The organism is Citrobacter sp. SX206, assembly GCF_024181025.1.
Lineage (GTDB): Bacteria > Pseudomonadota > Gammaproteobacteria > Enterobacterales > Enterobacteriaceae > Citrobacter > Citrobacter youngae.
Genome location: NZ_CP049738.1, coordinates 1109549 through 1128020 on the forward strand (window position 1 = coordinate 1109549; position 18472 = coordinate 1128020).

The window sequence follows — 18472 nt, forward strand, 5'->3', positions numbered from 1 at the left end:
ACAACCGCCAGAACTGCCTCCCTTTTCCCACTGATGGCAACCTTTCGTTATGAATGCACAACTGACCGAAATCATGCGCCTTATCACCAATCTGATCCGCACCGGCACTGTGACCGAAGTGGACCGGAAAAAGTGGCTGTGTCGGGTGAAAGTGGGCGAGCTTGAAACCAACTGGATTAACTGGCTGACGCTTCGCGCCGGTGGTGCCCGTACATGGTGGTGCCCGTCGCCGGATGAGCAGGTGGTGGTGCTGAGCATGGGCGGCAATCTGGAAACCGCTTTTGTGCTGCCCGCCATCTACTCCAATCAGTTTCCGTCGCCGTCGGATTCCGTGGACGGCTGCGTGACGGAGTACCCGGACGGGGGATGGTTTGAGTATGAACCCGCTACCGGACGATGGCATGTCAGGGGCATCAAATCCATGGTGATCGAGGCATCAGACAGCGTCACCTACAAAACCAGTGAGTTTGTGGTGGAGGCTGACACCACGCGCATTAACAGCGAGGTGGTGATCAATGGCGGCGTCACCCAGGGCGGCGGCGCAATGAGTTCTAACGGGATCGTAGTTGATGACCATGAGCATAGTGGTGTTCTGAAAGGCGGCGACAACACGGGAGGTCCGGTATGACGTTATATATCGGTATGAGCAGGAATGACGGGCAGGCCATTGCAGATACAGACCATCTGCGCCAGTCGGTGCGGGATATTCTGCTGACGCCGCAGGGCAGCCGTCTTGCCCGCCGGGAATATGGCTCCCTGTTGTCTGCCCTGATTGACCAGCCGCAGAACCCTGCACTGCGTCTGCAGATTATGTCTGCAGTCTATGTGGCGCTGAACCGCTGGGAGCCGCGCCTTACGCTGGACTCCATCACCATCAACGGCAATTTTGACGGCTCTATGGTGGTTGAACTTACCGGACACAGCAATAACGGCGCGCCGGTTTCCCTTTCCGTATCAACAGGAGCAGACAATGGCAGTCATTGACCTTTCCCGGCTACCGCCGCCGCAGATTGTGGACGTGCCGGACTTTGAGGCATTGCTGGCAGAACGCAAGGCCGCCTTTGTGGCCCTCCATCCGGCTGATGAACAGGAAGCCGTTATGCGCACGTTAGCGCTGGAGTCAGAACCTGTCACCAAACTGCTGCAGGAAAATACTTACCGCGAAATCCTGCTGCGTCAGCGAATTAATGAGGCTGCGCAGGCGGTCATGGTGGCCTATTCCATGGGAAATGACCTTGAACAACTGGCAGGTAACTGCAACGTGAAGCGCCTGACGGTAGTCCCTGCAGATAATGACGCGGTGCCGCCGGTCGCCGCAGTAATGGAAAGTGATGAAGCATTACGCCAGCGCATTCCTGCAGCATTTGAGGGGCTGTCCGTTGCAGGGCCGACGGGGGCCTATGAGTTCCACGCCAGAAGCGCCGACGGGCGGGTGGCTGATGCCAGCGCAACCAGTCCTGCACCGGCAGAGGTGGTGCTTACCGTGCTGAGCCGCGAGGGTGACGGTATGGCAGGGGCTGACCTGCTGGCGGTGGTTGAGCAGGCGCTTAACAGTGAAAAGGTTCGCCCGGTGGCAGACCGCCTGACGGTGCGCAGCGCTGAAATTATTCCGTACAGCGTGGATGCGACGATCTTCCTTTATCCGGGGCCGGAGGCTGAGCCGGTGATGGCAGAAGCGAAAGCCAGCCTGCAGAAGTATATCGCCAGTCAGACTCGGCTGGGACGTGATATCCGCCGCAGCGCCATTTATGCCGCGTTGCACGTGGAGGGCGTTCAGCGTGTGGAGCTGACCTCCCCTCTGGAGGATGTGGTGCTGGATAAGACGCAGGCGGCATCCTGTACTGAATGGAGCGTCACCAACGGGGGCACGGATGAATAGTCTGCTGCCGCCGGGTTCGTCGCCGCTTGAGCGTAGACTTGCGCAGACCTGCAGCGGAATTTCCGATCTGCAGGTATCACTGCGAGATTTGTGGAACCCGGCAACCTGCCCGATCAGGTTCCTGCCTTATCTGGCCTGGGCGTTTTCTGTTGACCGCTGGGATGAGGGGTGGACAGAAAGCGTCAAGCGCCGCGTTGTGCAGGATGCTTTTTATATCCATCAGCACAAGGGGACAACCAGCGCCGTGCGGCGTGTGGTGGAGCCGTTTGGCTTCCTGATCCGCATCATTGAGTGGTGGCAGACCGGCGAAACGCCGGGGACGTTCCGTCTGGATATTGGCGTGCAGGAGCAGGGCATAACAGAAGAAACCTATCTGGAGCTGGAGCGCCTGATCGGTGACGCCAAACCGTGCAGCCGTCATCTGGTTGGCATGTCCATCAATTTGCAGACAGGTGGTCCGTATTTTGTGGGTGCAGCCACCTACATCGGTGAAGAAATCACGATCTATCCGTACATCAACGAAACCATTATTTCCGGCGGCACCGCTTATGAGGGTGGTGCGGTCCATGTTATTGACACGATGAGAGTGAACCCATGAGCGCAAAATTTTACACCCTGCTGACGGATATCGGCGCGGCGAAACTGGCTAGCGCCGCCGCGCTCGGTATCCCGCTTAAAATTACCCAGATGGCGGTGGGTGACGGTGGTGGAGCGCTGCCCACTCCCAGCGCACAACAGACCGCGTTAGTGGCTGAAAAGCGCCGCGCAGCGCTGAATATGCTGTATATCGACCCGCAGAACAGCAGCCAGATTATTGCTGAGCAGGTGATCCCGGAAAATGAGGGCGGGTGGTGGATTCGTGAAGTCGGCCTGTTTGATGAAACCGGTGCGCTGATTGCTGTGGGAAACTGCCCGGAGAGCTATAAGCCGCAGTTGGCGGAGGGCAGCGGACGCACGCAGACCGTACGCATGGTGCTGATTACCAGCAGCACCGATAACATCACCCTGAAAATTGACCCTGCTGTGGTTCTGGCAACCCGCAAATATGTGGATGACAAGGTGCTGGAGCTTAAGGTGTATGTGGATGACCTGATGGCAAAACATCTTGCTGCTGCAGATCCACATACGCAATATGCGCCAAAAGCCAGTCCGACATTCACTGGTACGCCAAAAGCACCGACGGCAGCGGCAGGCAATAATTCCACGCAACTTGCTAACACGGCTTTTGTGCAGGCGGCAATTGCCGCACTGGTGGCATCTTCTCCAGCTGCACTCGATACGCTTAACGAACTGGCGGCGGCGTTGGGAAACGATCCTAATTTTGCCACCACCATGACAAATGCGCTTGCCGGAAAGATGGACAAGGCAGCCAATGGAAAAGACATTGCTGATGTTTCGGAGTTTCTCAAAAACCTTGGTTTGCACGAAACCGGATTTGCCACCCTAACGACGAGTGGAAGCTTCACTGTTCCTGTGGGCGTTACTGAACTGTGTATCTCCGCTGTTGCGGGTGGAGGTGGTGGCGGTTCTGGTGGTGGCGGTGATTCATCATTCTTTGGTGGTGGTGGTGGCTCTGGTGGGGCTGGCGAGTCCATTGTAAAAAGGAAATTTGCAGTTACACCGGGAACGGTTATCAACATCACCATTGGTTCTGGCGGGATTGGTTCAATTGCCAGTGCCGCAACCGGGTCTGCACCTACCGCTGGGGGTAATACGGTTATTGGTTCTCTGATTACACTGCATGGTGGCCAGCCAGGAATAAATGCCGGCAACGGACAAACTACTGCACCCGGTGGAGGTTACGGGCAGGGTTTCCCGACCGGAAGCTATGGTGGAGATGGCAGTTTAAATGTCGGCTCTGGTAACGGATCGCCGGGAGCCTCATCGCCGTTCGGTGGTGGCGGTGGTGCTGGTCGTGCGGGAACAGATCAGGGAACTGACGGCACGGCGGGTTCCGGGTATGGCTCCGGTGGCGGTTCTGGCGGTGGTAAATATGGTACTGCCCCCTTAACTGCTCGCGGTGGAAATGGCGGTAACGGTGCACCTGGTATTGTGATGATTGAGTGGTGATGCGATGAGCAAAACATACGCAGTAATTGAAAATAACACCGTCGTAAACGTCGTCTTATGGGATGGTGAATCAGAATGGTCGCCTGATAATGGTGTCGCAATACCTGCTGCTGATGGTGTCGGGATTGGCTGGTCATATGCTGATGGCGCTTTTACGGCTCCTGATATTCCCGATCCGGTAAAGTCTCACGCTGAATTAGTCGCACAGGCTGAAGCAGAAAAACGCGCCCGTATTGATGCGGCGACCACCAGAGTTGTCGTCTGGCAGACAAAGTTGCTGATGGGGCGCAAGCTTACGGATGCTGAATCCGCAAGCCTTAACGCCTGGATTGACTATATCGATGCGGTGACAGCAATAGATACCAGCACCGCACGGGAAATCAACTGGCCTGTTCCCCCGGAGGTGTAGGCCAGTCAGGTTTTGACGTATCAACCCGCATCAAATCCAACCGGTAGTCCTGCCAGTTTATCAGGCCGGCGGATTCTTCAGCCGTCGCTTTGCCTGCATCGACCGCGTACTGTAGAGGTCCAATTCGATTGGTTGCTTCTGACAACAGTGACTGTTTTTTGGATTCAGCAAACCACCGCTGCTCTTCTTCAGTTAATTCCGGGACGTAATCTGCGGATGGGATGATCACCGGCATTCCATCACTTCCCGGTCTGATTACGCCGCCTGCGTTCTGGGCGGTAATTAACTCAGTTCGGAGCGACTCAGCAATTTCGAGCGCATCTGCGGGAAGAGTCTGGTTATCATCATAAAAACCGTTCTGGCTGGCACTGTAAAAAACTTTCATGTTTATCTTCCTTCTGCTTTCCAGTGAAATCCAATGGCTGCAGCGATAGGTGTTGCCCCTGCGTTTGCCCCTGTCAGATATAAACGCACCCCGGTTGTTGTAATAGTTCCTACCGTCACGATGTAGTTTGCGGGTTGTTGAGATGTTGGCGTCGCCGTTACGTTGAGATTGCTAGTCGTGGTAAATGCTTTCGGGAATACGATATCGGCTATTCCGGAACTGTTAGCAGCGCCAGATCCGTGCTGAAAAATATGCTGTCCATCACCTAAAGTCTGGTATTGAGGAAAACTTCCAAAACCAACGTTTAAGAAAATGCAGTTTTATAGTCTGACTGGCATCATTTGGGCTTTTGCATAAGGGAAAGTGAATGCTGGTTGGGTATGTGCGTGTATCAACAAATGAGCAAAACACGGCGCTGCAGCGTGACGCGCTGGAACGGTAAGGATGCGAGCTGATTTTTGAAGATAAAATGAGCGGTAAAACGTCAGAACGTCCAGGGTTAAAAAAGCTGCTTAAAACCTTGTCGCCGGGGGACACGCTGGTTGTCTGGAAGCTTGATCGACTTGGGCGCAGTATGCGGCATCTGGTGGTTCTCGTTGAGGAGCTGCGGCAGCGGGCTGTTAATTTCCGCAGTTTGACGGATAGTATTGATACCTCGACACCCATGGGGCGCTTTTTTTTCCACATCATGGGCGCCCTGGCTGAAATGGAACGTGAACTGATTGTGGAAAGAACCCGTGCGGGATTGGCTGCAGCAAGGGCGCAAGGGAGAATCGGTGGGCGCCGTCCAAAGTTGTCGCCGGAACAATGGGCGCAGGCCGGGCGGCTACTGGCTGCAGGTGAAACACGTCAGCGCGTGGCGCTGCTTTTCGATGTGGGTATTTCCACGCTGTATAAGAAATTTCCCGCCAGCCAGCCAGCCAGCCAGGCTGAAAACCCCGTTATTGTGTCAGTGATGGCACAGGGATAAACGCGTGCGCCGCGTGTGTATCAACCAGAACATAAGGCATCCCTGTCAACCGGAGATAATGCCTTATGGCTCAGGATTACCACCACGGGGTGCGCGTTGTTGAAATCAACGAGGGCACCCGATCCATTACCACGGTGAGCACCGCCATCGTGGGCATGGTCTGCACCGGCGATGATGCTGATGCGTCCATGTTTCCCCTCAATAAGCCGGTTCTGTTGACGGATGTGCTGACCGCCAGCGGTAAAGCGGGAGAATCCGGCACGCTGGCCCGTTCGCTGGATGCCATTGCCGACCAGGCTAAACCCGTGACCGTCGTTGTGCGCGTGGCGCAGGGCGAAACCGAAGCGGAAACCACCTCTAACATTATCGGCGGCGTGACTGCTGACGGTAAAAAAACGGGCATGAAAGCGCTGCTTTCGGCGCAGTCGCAACTGGAAGTCAAGCCGCGCATCCTCGGTGTGCCGGGACACGACACGCAGGCGGTTGCTACTGAACTACTGAGCGTGGCGCAGAGCCTGCGCGGGTTTGCCTACCTGTCCGCCTACGGCTGCAAAACGGTGGAAGAAGCGACTGCCTACCGTGACAATTTCAGCCAGCGAGAGGGGATGCTGATCTGGCCTGACTTCATCAACTTTGACACTGTGCTGAATGCAGATGCGACGGCCTACGCCTCCGCCCGTGCGCTCGGACTGCGTGCCAAAATTGACGAGCAGACCGGCTGGCACAAGACCCTGTCCAACGTGGGCGTGAACGGCGTCACCGGCATTTCCGCCGATGTGTTCTGGGATCTGCAGGACCCGGCAACCGATGCGGGACTGCTCAACCAGAATGACGTCACCACGCTTATCCGCAAAGACGGCTTCCGCTTCTGGGGTTCCCGCTGCCTCAGTGACGATCCGCTGTTTGCTTTTGAGAACTACACCCGCACGGCGCAGGTGCTGGCTGACACAATTGCCGAAGCGCACATGTGGGCGGTGGATAAGCCGCTTAACCCGTCACTGGCCCGCGACATTATTGAAGGTATCCGCGCCAAACTGCGTAGCCTGGTGAATCAGGGGTATCTCATCGGCGCAGACTGCTGGCTGGATGAGTCCGTGAACGATAAAGACTCCCTGAAAGCCGGGAAACTCACCATCGACTACGACTACACGCCGGTGCCGCCGCTTGAAAACCTGATGCTGCGCCAGCGTATCACCGATCAGTACCTTCTGGATTTCTCCAGCAAGGTCAGCGCGTAAGGGGACACCATGGCTTTACCACGCAAGTTAAAACACCTGAACCTGTTCAACGACGGGAACAACTGGCAGGGGATCGTTGAGTCTCTGACCCTGCCGAAATTCACCCGCAAGTTTGAGAAATATCGCGGCGGCGGTATGCCAGGCGCGGTGGATGTGGACATGGGGCTGGATGACGGCGCACTGGACACGGAATTTTCAATCGGCGGCACCGAACAGCTGTTATTCAGGCAGATGGGCAAGGCAACCGTTGACGGCATCCAGCTGCGTTTAACCGGCTCCATTCAGCGTGACGATACCGGCGAAGTGCAGGCCGTTGAGCTGGTTGTGCGCGGGCGTCATAAAGAAGTGGACTCCGGCGAGTGGAAAACCGGCGAGAGCAGCAGCACCAAGGTCAGTAGCACCAACAGCTACGCGAAGCTGACCATTAACGGCGAAGTGCTCTATGAGGTCGATCTGGTCAACATGGTTGAAATCGTTGACGGCGTGGACCTGATGGAAGAACACCGTAACGCCCTCGGCCTCTGATTAACCTTAACGGCGCGGGCAGCCGCGCCAGTAGTTTATTAACAGGAAACGAACATGAGCGACAAACTGACTGAAAAGACCGTAAAACTGGATACCCCCATCATGCGCGGTAAAACTGAAATTACCGAAATTGTGCTACGCAAGCCGCAGTCCGGCGCACTGCGTGGCACCCGTCTGCAGGCCATTATGGATATGGACGTGGGGGCTATGATGACAGTGATCCCGCGTATCTCCACCCCGACGCTGACCGCACAGGAAATGGCAGAACTGGACCCCGCCGATCTCACCTCGCTGTCGGTAGAGGTGGTCACTTTTTTGTTGAAGAAGTCGGTACTTGCCGGTTTACCGACAGCCTGACGGTTGATGACCTGGTGGCGGATATCGCCACCATCTTTCACTGGTCGCCGTCCATCACTGACGTTATGCCGCTGACTGAGGTGCTGGAGTGGCGGCACAAAGCGATTCAGAGAAGCGGGGCCAGCGATGAGTGACAATAACCTGCGTCTGCAGGTGATTCTGAATGCGGTTGACAAGCTCACCCGCCCATTTCGATCCGCGCAGGCCAGCTCGAGGGAGCTGGCTGCTGTGCTTCAAACCACCCGGAACAGCCTGAAAGAACTGAATAAACAGGCCGGGCGTATTGATGAATTCCGTAAAACCAGGTCACAGCTTGCTATTACTGCAAAAAATCTCAACGCCGCACGCGAAGAAGCCGCAAAACTTGCTATTCAGTTTGCTGCAACAAACCGCCCAACCGCTGCGCAGGCCAAGTTATTTAGCCAGGCGAAAACCCGCGTACAGGAACTGCAGCAGACATACAACGGTCTGTTGGGTTCGGTACAAAGACAGCGGCAGGCGCTGAAAGAATCTGGGATCGATACTAAACAGTTAAGTAGCGCACAGCGGGAGCTGCGGAAAAATGCAGATGAAACAAGGCAGGCTCTGGAGCGTCAGCAGAAATCCCTGAAACGTCTGGGCGAACAGCAGGCGAAAATGAATGCTGTCCGTGAGCAGTATTCCCGCCGTCTTGAGGTTCGTGATCGCATTGCGGGCGCTGGGGCGACCACGGCAGCCGCCGGTGCTGCGATGGGTGCGCCGGTTGTGGCGGCGGTCAGGAGCTATGCCAGCATGGAAGATGCCATGAAAGGCGTGGCAAAACAGGTCAATGGCCTGCGGGACGACAACGGCAACCGCACAAAGCAGTTTTATGAAATGCAGGACGCCATCAAAGCTGCCAGTGAACAGTTGCCGATGGAGAATGGCGCGATTGACTACGCAGCACTGGTTGAGGGTGGCGCCCGCATGGGCGTGACCAATCAGGATGATCCGTTTGAGGACCAGAAGCGCGATTTACTGGCCTTTGCCTCAACGGCAGCGAAAGCGGCAACCGCTTTTGAACTGCCCGCCGATGAACTGGCGGAGGGGCTGGGGAAAATTGCGCAGTTGTATAAAGTGCCGACGCGCAATATTGAGCAGCTGGGCGATGCGCTGAACTACCTGGACGATAACGCCATGTCAAAGGGCGGCGACATTATCAACGTCCTGCAGCGCATGGGGGGCGTAGCTGACCGCCTCGACTTCCGCAAAGCGGCGGCGCTGGGTTCAACCTTCCTTTCTCTGGGCGCTGCGCCTGAAATTGCCGCCAGCGCTTCCAATGCCATGGTGCGCGAACTGTCCATTGCCACCATGCAAAGTAAGCGCTTCTTTGAAGGTATGGACCTGCTGAAACTCGATCCGGAAGTGATTGAAAAGCAGATGACCAAAGATGCCATGGGCACTATTCAGCATGTGCTGCAGAAGGTTAACAGCCTGCCGAAAGACAAACGGCTGTCTGCAATGACGATGATTTTTGGTAAGGAGTTTGGGGATGATGCGGCAAAGCTGGCTAACAACCTGCCGGAGCTGCAGCGCCAGCTTGAACTCACATCAGGCAGTGGTGCTAATGGCTCCATGCAGAAAGAATCCGACATCAACAAGGATTCATTGTCCGCGCAGTGGTTGCTGGTTAAGACGGGCGCGCAGAACGCTTTCAGTAGCCTGGGGGAAACCCTGCGGCAGCCACTGATGGACATTATGTCCATGGTTAAGAACGTGACCGGGGCGCTGCGGCGCTGGGTTGAACAGAATCCTGTGCTGGCTGGCACGCTGATGAAAGTGGTTGCAGCCACGGCAGCGATAACTGTTGGGCTGGGCACGCTTGCGGTGGCGGTGGCTGCAGTGCTGGGGCCGATTGCGGTGATTCGGTTCGCGTTGTCGATGCTGGCGGTTAAGGCGTTACCTTCTGCCGCTGCAGCGACGACCCGCACCGGCGGCGTGCTGCGTTTACTGGTTTCTGGCCCGCTGGCGTTACTCCGTGTGGCGCTGTTCACAGTGGGGAGTTTGCTTGGGGCGCTGCTGAGTCCGATCGGCCTGGTTGTGGCGGCGCTGGCTGGGGTGGCACTGGTGGTCTGGAAATACTGGCAGCCTATCAGCGCCTTTCTGGGTGGCGTGGTGGAAGGGTTTAAAGCGGCAGTTGCGCCAATTCTGACAGCATTTGCACCATTAATGCCCATCTTTCAATGGGTAGGGGATAAGGTCCGGGAGCTATGGGGGTGGTTCACTAATCTGCTGACGCCGGTCAAATCGACGGCGGCAGAGCTGCAGAATGCGGCATCAATGGGGCGGTTGTTCGGGGAGATGCTGGCGGAAGGGCTGAACATGGCGCTGCATCCGCTGGAGTCTCTGAAATCCGGCGTGGTCTGGTTGCTTGAAAAGCTGGGCCTGGTCAATAAGGAGGCAGCCAGCACCCGGTTGCCAAATCAGACGCCTGCCACGGTAGGCGGTAACGGCAGCGTGATGTTACCGCCCGGCGGGTTCCCGGCTTACGCGGGGATGTACGACACGGGCGGGAGCATTCCACGCGGGCAGTTTGGCATTGTTGGAGAAAATGGCCCTGAAATTGTGAACGGACCGGCAAATGTCACCAGCAGGCGGCGTACTGCTGCGCTGGCCTCTGTCGTTGCAGGCGTGATGGGGGTAGCTGCTACACCTGCAGAAGCGGCTCCGCTTCATCCGTTCAGTCTGCCTGCCAGGGCATACCAGACGCAGCCAGTTAAGGCTGACAGCCCGCCGTCAGTTATTCGTTATGAGATAAATGCGCCTATTCATATTGTCGCGCAGCCGGGACAGAGTGCGCAGGATATTGCCCGTGAAGTGGCACGCCAGCTTGACGAGCGGGAACGTAGGGCCAGGGCAAAAGCGCGGAGCAATTTCAGCGATCAGGGGGGGTATGAGTCATGATGATGGTGCTGGGTTTATATGTATTTATGTTGCGCACAGTCCCTTATCAGGAGCTTCAGTATCAGCGTAGCTGGCGACATGCAGCCAACAGCCGGGTGAACCGCCGCCCGTCAACGCAGTTTCTTGGCCCGGATAATGATTCACTGACACTGTCCGGGGTTCTGCTGCCGGAAGTGACCGGAGGCAGGTTGTCATTGCTGGCGCTGGAGTTGATGGCAGAGCAGGGCAAAGCCTGGCCTTTGATTGAAGGCAGCGGAACCATTTACGGCATGTTTGTTATTGAAAGTCTGAGCCAGACAAAGACGGAGTTTTTTGCAAGCGGAATGCCCAGGCGCATTGAGTTTACGATCACCCTCAAACGGGTTGATGAGTCGCTGTCTGACATGTTCGGGAGTCTGAGTGACCAGCTCAGCAACCTGCAGGACTCTGCAGCTTCTGCTATTGAGGGGATTAAAAACACGGTTGGAGGATTGCTGCAGTGAACGTTAATTCTGATCTCCTGAATCTGAACAGTAAAAGCCCGGCATTCAGTGTCGTCATTGAAGGTAAGGACGTGACGACCGTGTTGGATACCCGCCTGATGAGTCTGACGCTGACGGATAACCGGGGCTTTGAAGCGGACCAGCTTGATCTGGAGCTGGACGACGCCGACGGTCTGATTGCTCTGCCGCGACGTGGGGCAGTGATTCAGCTGGCGCTGGGCTGGAAAGGCCGGCCGCTTTTCCCTAAAGGGGCTTTTACCGTGGATGAAATTGAACACAGCGGTGCCCCTGACCGGCTGACCATCAGGGCGCGTAGCGCAGATTTCCGTGAAACCCTCAATACACGGCGCGAAAAATCATGGCATCAGACAACGGTGGGAGAGGTGGTAAAGGAAATCGCCGCCCGGCATAACCTCAAAATGGCGCTGGGTAAAGACCTGACGGATAAGGCGCTGGATCATCTGGACCAGACCAATGAAAGCGATGCAAGCTTTCTGATGAAACTGGCGAGACAGTATGGGGCGATTGCTTCCGTTAAGGACGGGAACCTGCTGTTTATCCGCCAGGGGCAGGGAAGAACGGCAAGCGGCAAGCCGCTGCCGGTTATCACCATCACGCGCAAAGCCGGTGACGGTCATCGGTTCACCCTTGCTGATCGTGGTGCCTATACCGGTGTTATTGCCAGCTGGTTGCATACGCGTGAACCCAGGAAAAAAGAGACAACCAGTGTTAAGCGTCGTCGAAAGAAAACCACCACCCCCAAAGAGCCGGAAGCAAAACAGGGCGATTATCTGGTGGGAACGGATGAAAACGTGCTGGTTCTTAATCGTACCTACGCCAACCGGAGCAATGCAGAGCGCGCAGCAAAAATGCAGTGGGAACGTCTGCAGCGTGGGGTTGCTTCATTTTCCCTGCAGCTCGCTGAGGGGCGGGCTGATCTCTATACGGAAATGCCGGTGAAGGTGACGGGATTTAAGCAGCCGATTGATGATGCAGAATGGACCATTACCACCCTGACGCATTCTGTCAGCCAGGATAATGGATTTACGACCAGCATGGAGCTTGAAGTAAAGATTGATGATTTAGAAATGGAATAAATAAGTTCTCAATATTGGTTATTTGTGTATCATTATTGAGATTTTAAAGGTGACGGAGAATTGAAAATGATGAATTGCCCAAAGTGTGGACATGCGGCGCACACCAGGAGTAGCTTTCAGGTTACTGATAGCACGAAGGAGCGTTACTGCCAGTGCCAGAACATTAATTGCGGCAGCACATTTGTCACCCATGAAACGGTTGTACGATTTATCGTTACACCGACAATAATCAATAATGCCCCGCCACACCCTACGCCGGGTGGTCAAGGGCACATGAATTTTTAAAACAAGAACCTGCAGCGGCAGGTTTTTTTATGTGTCAGGAATTTCACCTGTTTCTATAAAATGCGCAAAACTTTCTTCATCAATGATGATCGTACCCTTCATGCGTGCAGCATTTACTTTGGAAGGACCGGCATTGTACCCGCAACAGAGCATCTGCAGATTTTGAGTAACTGAACTTCTCACTGTCAGGCTGTGCGCTTCGGCAACTTCAATCAAACGTTCTTTATCTGCCTTTTTGAAACCTGTAAAGCAGACGTCAAAAGTGAGGGTTTTAGGCTTGGTTGCCTTGGTTAGATGAATGTAATTTTCTGGTAGGAAGGACTGACAGGCTTGCTCTGCTTCCTCAGCAGATGTGCATTCTTGAAGTATTCTATCTTTACGAAACGTTCTTATTGAATGGGCTGATTGGCATATACCCTGAATGTGGGTATCGCTGTGGCTAACACTGCTTATTGAATGGGCACCAATACGCGCATTCGCATTGATGTAAACAAAGTGCATTTCTTCCATGTGAATCACCTTTATTACACAAACGGCTAAGACGTTAATGAACGGTGGGCAAATTGGCTGCCGCCATTTTGCCGCCACAGCCAAACAAAAAGGGGTTACGTTTGCACGTAACCCCTTGTTTTATTTGGTGGAGCTGGCGGGAGTTGAACCCGCGTCCGAAATTCCTACATCCTCGGTACTACATGCTTAGTCAGTCTTTACATTCGCCTGGCACCTGCGGACAGACACGCCACTACCAGACTAGCCTGATTAGTTTTAACGCTTCAACCCCAGGCAGGGCATCCACGCGATCTCTTTTGGGTTTGACCTCTCTTTGATCCCCGTCTTAAGAGCGGAAGCTAGGGAGAGAGGGCTCAGAGCAGGTTATTAAGCTGCTAAAGCGTAGTTTTCGTCGTTTGCGACTATTTTTTTGCGGCTTTTTACGAGGCCAACCGCCCCTCGGCATGCACCTTGGGTTTCGCGAATCCCGTCGAATCCAGAATCAGCCCCAATGTGTTAGAACAAGTATAACAGACTTGTGACACGCGTGACCAGCCCCCACAACCCTTTAACCGCAAGGATTTACCGCTCGCGCAGTGCTTCTTTTGCACGATTAAATGGTTTGATTAAATAGTCGACGATGGTTTTTTCACCTGTTTTTATATCCACAGTGGCAATCATGCCCGGTACGATAGAAAAATGGCGTCCCAGCTTGTTCTGCAAGAAGTCCTGATGGGTACGGATAAACACGCGGTAGTAGAAAATTTCCGGTTTCACTTTGTCCTGAATGGTGTCCGGGGAGATGGTTTCGACCACGCCCTCCAGCCCTCCGTAAATGGCGTAGTCATAGGCAGTAATCTTCACCAGCGCCCGCTGTCCGGGGTGGATAAACGCGATATCGCGCGGTGACAGGCGGGTTTCAATCAGCAAATGATCGTCTACCGGGACAATCTCCATCATTTCGCCGTTAGGAGGGATCACGCCGCCAATCGTGGTGACCTGGATGTTTTTTACGATACCGCGCATCGGGGCGCGAACGGTCAGGCGGGTGACGGAGTCTTCGCGACCTTTTAAGATAGCCGCCAGCATATCTACCTCGGCGTTGGCCTTCGACAGCGCTTCACGCGCCTGCACGTAATATTGCGAGCGCAGATCGGTTATTTTGAGTCCAAGATCACTTTTTTGTCGTTGCAGGCGCAGCACTTCTACGTGGCTGGCGGCACCGCTTTTCTCCAGCCGCTGAGTAATGGCCAGTTCTTTATTTACCGAGACCAGCGCATCCTGTAGTTCCGCCATAGAATCAGCAAGCTGCGCGCGACGGCTTTTATACAGACGCGTTTCAGAGGCGATAAGATCCGGCCAGGCCTGCAGCGAGCTGGGGAACGTTAGCGGCAAATCGTTAACTTCGGCATTGAGCCTTGCGCTGGAGGCCAGTGATGCGCGATAGCGGGCGGCGCTTTCCCCCACGTTGGACTCCGAACGCGTTGGGTCGAGGCGGGCGACAATCTGGTTGGCCTGAACTTTATCTCCTTCGTGCACGCTGAGTTCGGCGAGGATCCCTCCGTCAAGCGACTGCAATACCTGTTCGCGCGAGCTGGGGATTACTTTCCCGCTGCCCGTTGAGACTTCATCCAGCTTGCCGAAATATGCCCAGATCCCCAGGGCGGCAAACAGCAGCGTGCTGAGCAGAATAATGCGGCTGGCCCCGGAAAAACGGTGCTCGCGGCGAATATCGAGGTCGTCCATGGCGGCGTCATGCGGATTGGTTTTCATTTTTCCACTCCCGACTGTGAGTAGGGGCAGGTGCCCGGCTCGCATTCAACGCCTGCGCTTTCGGGGCATCCATGACCAGTTGACCCTCTTTCAACACCACCACGCGTTCGACCAGTTCCAGAACCGGAACGCGATGGGTAGCAACAATCAATGTGCGGTTACCCAGCCACAGGTTCAGACGCTGAATAAACTCCCGTTCGGTGTGTTCATCCAGAGAGGCGCTGGGTTCGTCGAGCAGGACAATATTGGGTGAGCGTAGCAGCATTCTTGCCAGCAGGATCGACTGCCGTTGGCCGCCGGACAGACCGTTGCCGCCTTCCATAATGGGGTGCGCCAGCCCTTTGGCGAGTTGTTTAACGAAAGCCGCCGCGCCGCTGACCTCCAGCGCGTCGAAGATCTGCGCGTCGCTGGCATGCGGTGCGCCGAGGGTCAGGTTCTCGCGTAGGGTGCCGAAAAACAGCCGCGCATTCTGGCTGAGAAAACCGATGTTGCGGCGTAAATCGGCCATATCGATCTGCGCCAGGCTCAGGTTGTCGAGCCGGACATCGCCCTGGATAATCTCCACACCACCCGCCATGGCCTGCAGCAGCGTTGATTTCCCGGCGCCGTTACGCCCGAGGATCGCCACCCGTTCGCCGGGCATGACCTCCAGACGCGAGATGCGCAGCGGAACGCGCTGATCGTCGCTGTGGTAGCGAAAGTGTGCGTTCTCAAACAGATAATGGCCGTGAAAAATCTCCTGGTGTACCCGGTCTTCATCGTGCTGCGTCTCGGTGGGAAGTTGCATAATGCTGTCCAGCCCCATTTTGGCTGCTTTGACCTGCTGCCAGCGGGCCAGCACACCACACAGGTTTGCCATCGGGGCGATCATTCTGGAACCGAGCATTGAAGCCGCCACCACGGCCCCGGTGGTCATCGTGCCTTCAATAACCATCGGCGCACCAAACATAATGATGGCGGCGTAAACCAGGCTTTGTACTGACATCCCCCAGCCGATCAGCCCCTGGGTAAGCTTGCGTGTGCGTAACCCGGACTCTCCTGTAATGCGGATATAGCTGTTCCATTGCTGTAAAAAGCGGTTTTCCGCCTGCATCAGCTTGATGTCTTCCAGCCCCTGAACGCTCTCGACCAGCACCGCGTTGCGCAGAGTGGATTCATGTGCGGCCTGGTTAGCAAGCACCGCCAGTTTTTTTTGTAATAACAGACCCGGCAGAATCATCAGAATGGCGGCGACGGGGGCTATCCACGCCAGCGGTGGAGCAATGCACGCCAGTACGACGATAAACAGAAAGAAAAACGGCAGATCGACAATGGTCGACATGGTCGAAGAGGTGATCATCTCACGAACCTGTTCCAGCTCGCGCAGTTGAGAAATAAAGCTCCCCGTTGAGCGGGGGACGGCGCTGTTGCGTAGCCGCAATGCGTGGCTAAACACGCGATCGGAAATGCGCATATCGGCGCGTTTGCCGAGCAGGTCCATGATGTGGGTACGCGCTTCGCGCAGCAAAAAGCCAAACAGCACCGCGACCAGAACACCGGTAGAGAGAACATACAGCGTTGGATAAGACTGGGCGGGGATCACCCGGTCATAGACCTGCATCGAAAAAATAATCCCGGCGAGCGACAGGACGTTAATCAGAAAGGCGGCAATCATGACCGGCAGGTAAGGGCGGATATCTTGTAAAACCAGATCGCGTATCCAGTCGGGTCTAAAGCGCGAAATATAGCGATCAACCCGACCGTCTTTTAATGCCGATAACGGGCGCAGTGCGGTGATAGTATGGATTTCTGGCAGAAGCTCAGCCACTGCCAGCCGGTTGCGTTGTCCCTCGTCGGCGATGATAAAAACATCCAGGGCATCTTCACCGTTAAAATGTTCGATCACCATGATTTGGCCGTCGTGCATTTCCGCCACCACCGGTAAACGCCATTGGTTAAGTACCTGCTTTGCGGTATCCAGCGTATGAAAGGAAAGTCCCGCCTGGCGCGCTAATTGCGTCAAAGCAAGGGTTTTGCTTTTCCCCTCAAACCATGGGGCGTTAGCCTGAATAGCACCAGGCGAACAGGCAACGCGATAGTGGCTGGCAATATGCGTCATTGCCTGCGCCCACTGGCTCAGGGTGGGTTCGCCAATAGCATCTTCAACAACAGGCTCGACGTCGCTCATAGCTGGATCTCCACCGATTGAATGCTGCGGTTATTTAAGGCGAACGCCTGGCGCAACGATCCGGTGTTGTAGAGGCAGTTCAGTTGTAGCTGGCGAAGCTGGCTTTGGGTCTGGAGTTCGGCAAAACGGGCCTGATACACCTCCTGTTCGGCGTTAAGAACATCAAGTAATGGGCGTGAGCCGAGATCCAGATACTGCTGTTGATACAGTTCGCGCGTTTGTTCGCTCAGCCGCTGCTGGCGGCGCAGGATCTGCAATGCAGTCGCGAGACTCATTGCCTGGCTGCGGGATTCCAGTAATTTCTGTCGTACTTCGAGTCGGGTGCGCTGAATAGAGTACTGTGCGGACTCTACCGCGTGGCTGGCGGCGTTGCGTCGGGCGGTGAGCCCGCCTCCCTGATACAGCGGCATTTCGACTTTTACCCACGCTGAGTACTGCGTTTTGTCGAGCACCTCATGGCTGGGGTATTTGTCGTTGAGATAGTGCTGAACAGATGGCTCCAGGGAAATGGTTGGCGTCATCTGCGCGTTGGCGTAATCGAGGTTGGCCTGCGCGACGTTCGCCTGCGCCCAGGCCGCCAGCACTGCAGGAACTAACTTATCCTCCGGTTTTACCACATCGCAACTGCTGTCCAGTTTTACCGGAAACTCATTGCTGATGCCGTTAAGCGAGTTCCAGCCGAGATAGCTCATCAATGTCGCTTTGCTACTGTCGAGATTGGCCTGATATTGCGCCAGTTGAGAACGTGCGGACTCGATACGCGCATCGGTTTGCACTACGTCTGACAGCGAGGTCGCCCCTTCATCATTACGTTCTCTGGTCAGTCGACCAATACCGTTTAGCGCGACCAGTTGCTCTTCGGCGGCATCCACCATCTGTTGCCATGTCTGAACCTGGACGATGGCATTGGCGGTAGCGTGAGCGACAGTATCGATGCTGAGTAACACGTTTGCCTGTTGCTGCGCTGAACCGGCGGTTTCGGCGCGCACCTGGCTGGCGACTTTGCCGAAGTCATACAGCATTTGTGACACCGAAATGACCAGTGCAGGGCTGAAGCCATGGTCAGTGTAGGTATTGCTGTAGCCGTTGTTCATTCCGGCTGTAACTTGCGGGTAATATTTCGCTTTCGCCACGTCTATCTGCTCATTTTGCGAGAGCAGTTTGCCAATGGATTCACGAATAGAAGGATGCCAGCTCACGGCGCGACTCACCGCGTCGTTAAGCGTCAGGCTTCCGGGAGCGGCAACGCTTAGCGCTAGATCGGCCACAGAACCATCCAGAGAGGGAAGCATCTGACTGGTTGCCAGCCCTTCCGGCGTAATAATTTGCGGTTCATCTTCGGCATTCGCACGAACGGAACAAAACGTTAATGCCAGCAGTACAGCAACAGGGGCGACATTTCTCATAGTTTATCCCTTGCAAAA

General features: G+C 55.4%; 20 protein-coding genes, 1 other RNA gene and 1 pseudogene. 15 read left to right on the top strand and 7 right to left on the bottom strand.

Features of this window, described 5'->3' with window-relative positions; translation table 11 throughout:
* Positions 1-49: 49 nt before the first annotated feature.
* Genes G8S19_RS05435 through G8S19_RS05460 form a run of 6 tightly spaced genes read left to right on the top strand, consistent with a single transcriptional unit; the run spans position 50 to position 4358 of the window.
* On the top strand, positions 50-628 hold the full coding sequence (locus G8S19_RS05435) for a phage baseplate assembly protein V (RefSeq protein ID WP_119922122.1): 579 nt from the start codon (positions 50-52) through the stop codon (positions 626-628).
* The gene (locus tag G8S19_RS05440; RefSeq protein WP_080088961.1) at positions 625-984 is read left to right on the top strand and encodes a GPW/gp25 family protein; all 360 of its coding nucleotides are present in this window, start codon (positions 625-627) and stop codon (positions 982-984) included. The genes G8S19_RS05435 and G8S19_RS05440 overlap by 4 nt, the downstream gene beginning before the upstream one ends.
* Entirely contained in the window at positions 971-1879 is a 909-nt protein-coding gene (locus tag G8S19_RS05445; RefSeq protein ID WP_253686249.1) for a baseplate assembly protein, read from the top strand. Before G8S19_RS05440 ends, G8S19_RS05445 begins: the two co-directional genes overlap by 14 nt.
* On the top strand, positions 1872-2477 hold the full coding sequence (locus tag G8S19_RS05450; protein ID WP_253686252.1) for a phage tail protein I: 606 nt from the start codon (positions 1872-1874) through the stop codon (positions 2475-2477). The genes G8S19_RS05445 and G8S19_RS05450 overlap by 8 nt, the downstream gene beginning before the upstream one ends.
* Complete coding sequence (locus G8S19_RS05455) at positions 2474-3949, top strand: phage tail protein (protein ID WP_253686254.1); 1476 nt, start codon at positions 2474-2476, stop codon at positions 3947-3949. Before G8S19_RS05450 ends, G8S19_RS05455 begins: the two co-directional genes overlap by 4 nt.
* Before the next feature lie 4 nt (positions 3950-3953).
* Entirely contained in the window at positions 3954-4358 is a 405-nt protein-coding gene (locus G8S19_RS05460; protein ID WP_253686256.1) for a tail fiber assembly protein, read from the top strand.
* Here the strand turns inward: G8S19_RS05460 and G8S19_RS05465 are convergent.
* Complete coding sequence (locus tag G8S19_RS05465) at positions 4330-4743, bottom strand: tail fiber assembly protein (RefSeq protein WP_253686258.1); 414 nt, start codon at positions 4741-4743, stop codon at positions 4330-4332. The genes G8S19_RS05460 and G8S19_RS05465 overlap by 29 nt on opposite strands.
* A 2-nt stretch (positions 4744-4745) precedes the next feature.
* Complete coding sequence (locus tag G8S19_RS22460; RefSeq protein ID WP_371925584.1) at positions 4746-5057, bottom strand: hypothetical protein; 312 nt, start codon at positions 5055-5057, stop codon at positions 4746-4748.
* Between the two features lie 53 nt (positions 5058-5110).
* Between G8S19_RS22460 and G8S19_RS05470 the strand changes: the two are divergent.
* The 9 genes and pseudogenes from G8S19_RS05470 (at position 5111) to G8S19_RS05510 (ending at position 12619) form a co-directional block, all read left to right on the top strand.
* Positions 5111-5713, top strand: a pseudogene (locus G8S19_RS05470) (recombinase family protein).
* A 65-nt stretch (positions 5714-5778) separates the two neighbouring features.
* A complete protein-coding gene (locus G8S19_RS05475; RefSeq protein WP_119922116.1) occupies positions 5779-6951 on the top strand; it encodes a phage tail sheath protein in 1173 nt (390 codons plus the stop codon).
* 9 nt (positions 6952-6960) lie between these two features.
* Positions 6961-7476, top strand: coding sequence for a phage major tail tube protein (locus tag G8S19_RS05480; RefSeq protein WP_253686260.1), 516 nt, complete (start codon positions 6961-6963; stop codon positions 7474-7476).
* 54 nt (positions 7477-7530) lie between these two features.
* The gene (locus G8S19_RS05485; protein WP_119922114.1) at positions 7531-7833 is read left to right on the top strand and encodes a phage tail assembly protein; all 303 of its coding nucleotides are present in this window, start codon (positions 7531-7533) and stop codon (positions 7831-7833) included.
* A 14-nt stretch (positions 7834-7847) separates the two neighbouring features.
* Positions 7848-7967 (top strand): GpE family phage tail protein, encoded by a 120-nt coding sequence (locus tag G8S19_RS05490; RefSeq protein WP_001397628.1) that lies wholly within the window; start codon positions 7848-7850, stop codon positions 7965-7967.
* On the top strand, positions 7960-10755 hold the full coding sequence (locus G8S19_RS05495; RefSeq protein WP_253686262.1) for a phage tail tape measure protein: 2796 nt from the start codon (positions 7960-7962) through the stop codon (positions 10753-10755). The genes G8S19_RS05490 and G8S19_RS05495 overlap by 8 nt, the downstream gene beginning before the upstream one ends.
* Entirely contained in the window at positions 10752-11237 is a 486-nt protein-coding gene (locus G8S19_RS05500) for a phage tail protein (protein WP_119922112.1), read from the top strand. Before G8S19_RS05495 ends, G8S19_RS05500 begins: the two co-directional genes overlap by 4 nt.
* The gene (locus G8S19_RS05505) at positions 11234-12334 is read left to right on the top strand and encodes a phage late control D family protein (RefSeq protein WP_253686264.1); all 1101 of its coding nucleotides are present in this window, start codon (positions 11234-11236) and stop codon (positions 12332-12334) included. Before G8S19_RS05500 ends, G8S19_RS05505 begins: the two co-directional genes overlap by 4 nt.
* A gap of 66 nt (positions 12335-12400) precedes the next feature.
* Positions 12401-12619, top strand: coding sequence for an ogr/Delta-like zinc finger family protein (locus tag G8S19_RS05510; protein ID WP_023184674.1), 219 nt, complete (start codon positions 12401-12403; stop codon positions 12617-12619).
* A gap of 27 nt (positions 12620-12646) precedes the next feature.
* Here G8S19_RS05510 and G8S19_RS05515 read toward each other — a convergent pair whose 3' ends face one another.
* From G8S19_RS05515 to G8S19_RS05535, 5 genes are all read right to left on the bottom strand, one after another.
* Positions 12647-13129 (bottom strand): hypothetical protein, encoded by a 483-nt coding sequence (locus G8S19_RS05515; RefSeq protein WP_253686266.1) that lies wholly within the window; start codon positions 13127-13129, stop codon positions 12647-12649.
* A 125-nt stretch (positions 13130-13254) separates the two neighbouring features.
* Positions 13255-13618, bottom strand: a transfer-messenger RNA (tmRNA) gene (ssrA, locus tag G8S19_RS05520).
* 72 nt (positions 13619-13690) lie between these two features.
* Positions 13691-14854: an HlyD family efflux transporter periplasmic adaptor subunit gene (locus G8S19_RS05525; RefSeq protein WP_253686610.1), complete on the bottom strand. Its 1164-nt coding sequence runs from the start codon at positions 14852-14854 to the stop codon at positions 13691-13693.
* Positions 14855-14861: 7 nt separating this feature from the next.
* Positions 14862-17048, bottom strand: coding sequence for a type I secretion system permease/ATPase (locus tag G8S19_RS05530; protein ID WP_253686268.1), 2187 nt, complete (start codon positions 17046-17048; stop codon positions 14862-14864).
* Positions 17045-18454 carry a TolC family outer membrane protein gene (locus G8S19_RS05535; RefSeq protein ID WP_253686270.1) on the bottom strand — a complete coding sequence of 470 codons (1410 nt, stop codon included), beginning with the start codon at positions 18452-18454 and terminating at the stop codon, positions 17045-17047. The genes G8S19_RS05530 and G8S19_RS05535 overlap by 4 nt, the downstream gene beginning before the upstream one ends.
* Positions 18455-18472: the final 18 nt, after the last annotated feature.